We start from the raw sequence: 1,968 nt of genomic DNA, 5'->3' as shown, positions 1-1,968 counted from the left end.
TGGAAAATTTGGTAAATTTATTTCTCAACCAAATATCTACTAAAATTCTTCGATTTTAAATTATCGATTTCGTCCTCATTTTGATAATAAACAATTACTTCCATATTTTCATTTTGATCAGCTATTTCGATCGCTTTCTCCGGTTTCATCAGGAATAAAGCTGTCGAATAAGCATCGGCAATAACTGCTGAAGGTGCAATAACAGTAACCGAAATCGCATTCTCTGAAGGATAACCTGTTTCGGGATTCAGAATATGATGATATCTTTTTCCATCAATTTCAAAATACCTTTCATAATCACCGGAAGTTACAATAGCCTGATTTCCAGCCTGGAGAATCTCGATTACTTCATTTTGTTCTGCTCTTGGATGCTGAATCCCTATTCTCACTGGTTTTTCATATCCAAATATCCTCATATCTCCACCGGCATTAATAATTCCTGATTCAACTAAATTATCCTTAAGGAAATCTACAACTCTATCAATAATATATCCTTTTGCCAGGCTTCCGAAATTCAGTTTTGTTTCCGAAGGTCTGAAAAGATAATTTTCCGAATATCTTATTTTTTCAAATCCAATTGAATGTTGAGCGATTTCAATAGAATCTCGGGAAGGAATATGAGTATTTGAAAAATCCCAGAGCTCGCTTAAACTTCCGATCGTAACATCATATAATGAACCGCTTTTATAAAATAGGTCTTCACTGATCTTTAAAATCTCAAAAAATTCTTTATCGATTTGAACGCTGTCCATTTCGGAATGGTTAATGTTCCAAAGTTTACTTCCTTTCTGAAAAAATGAAAATTTTTTCTCATATTCCTCGATCAAATCAAATGCTCTATCCAACAAAGGATTAGAATCTTTATTTGAAGTAGTAAAGGTAATTTCAACGATTGTATCCAATGCAAATCTGCTTTTTGCAAAGTTATATTTTCGATGATAAAATCTGTATGCTGCAAAAGAAATGACAATGATCAGAATTACCAGATTTACAATATCTCGTTTTTTCATTTATACATCTCCAGACTCTTCAGATGGAATCTTTTATGGAAATGTTCAGAAAGATGTACTAAAAAAATTCTGTTTATTTGTTTGATCTCATTTTTAGAGATTTCGATCTCATCGATTACTTTTCCGATTATTTCCAACTTCTGAAAAATTTCCGCTGATCTAGACGAAATATTGATCATTGCTTCTTCCATAATCCGTTGATTACATTCCTTACAGACAAAACCGTTTTTTAAAGGATAAAATGAAACAAAGGATTTATTTTGGAAACAGATGATGCAGTTCTGAACATTCATTTCAATTCCGGATTCTTTAAAAATGCGCAGCAGAAATCGCCAGAAAATAGCGATTTTATTTTTTCTTATTTTGGGAAGGAAATCAAAATAAGTAATGAGCAGATCATAATAATTCTCCGCATCAATTTCAGAAATGATCATTTGCCGATATATTTCAACAGCTGCCTGCATCACTACATTTGTTTGAAAATCCGTCTCAAATAAATAAGCTTTGATCAGACTTTGCGATTTTAAAATATACCATTCGGATGCGGAACTTTTATGAAGAACAAATTCCAGTTCATTAAGAATCTCTATCAGACCGGTACTTTTGCTTTTTTCCTTTTTGATCCCTTTAGCAATTACCGAGATCTTTCCCATATCTTTTGAGAAAACTTCCAGGATCAAACTCGATTCTTTAAATGGAGTTTTTCTGAAAATGATCCCTTTTGTTTTGATCGATCTTTCTCGGACATGCATTGTGGTTTATATAAAAACTTGCCATCCGATAGCTACCGGATGGCAAGTTTTAGAATTTACTCAACTGTCACACTTTTCGCCAGATTTCTCGGTTGATCGACATCATAACCACGCAGATCAGCAACATGATAAGCAAGAAGCTGCAGCGGAATTACAGAAAGTAACGGTTGTAATGTATGGAAAGTTTCCGGAATATAGATGACACT

Annotated in this window: 3 protein-coding genes; all 3 read right to left on the bottom strand. The window is 33.3% G+C overall.

Annotated elements, in window-relative coordinates:
* Positions 1 to 17 precede the first annotated feature (17 nt).
* On the bottom strand, positions 18 to 1,010 hold the full coding sequence (locus ENL20_08770) for an FAD:protein FMN transferase (protein ID HHE38649.1): 993 nt from the start codon (positions 1,008 to 1,010) through the stop codon (positions 18 to 20).
* Complete coding sequence (gene recO / locus ENL20_08765; GenBank protein HHE38648.1) at positions 1,007 to 1,762, bottom strand: DNA repair protein RecO; 756 nt, start codon at positions 1,760 to 1,762, stop codon at positions 1,007 to 1,009. Before recO ends, ENL20_08770 begins: the two co-directional genes overlap by 4 nt.
* 56 nt (positions 1,763 to 1,818) lie before the next feature.
* A partial coding sequence (locus tag ENL20_08760; protein ID HHE38647.1) for a glutamine--fructose-6-phosphate aminotransferase occupies positions 1,819 to 1,968 on the bottom strand: 150 nt, incomplete at its 5' end.

Source organism: Candidatus Cloacimonadota bacterium (assembly GCA_011372345.1).
GTDB lineage: Bacteria > Cloacimonadota > Cloacimonadia > Cloacimonadales > TCS61 > DRTC01.
Note: the sequence above shows the minus strand (reverse complement) of the source record. Positions and strands in the feature narration are given on the sequence as shown.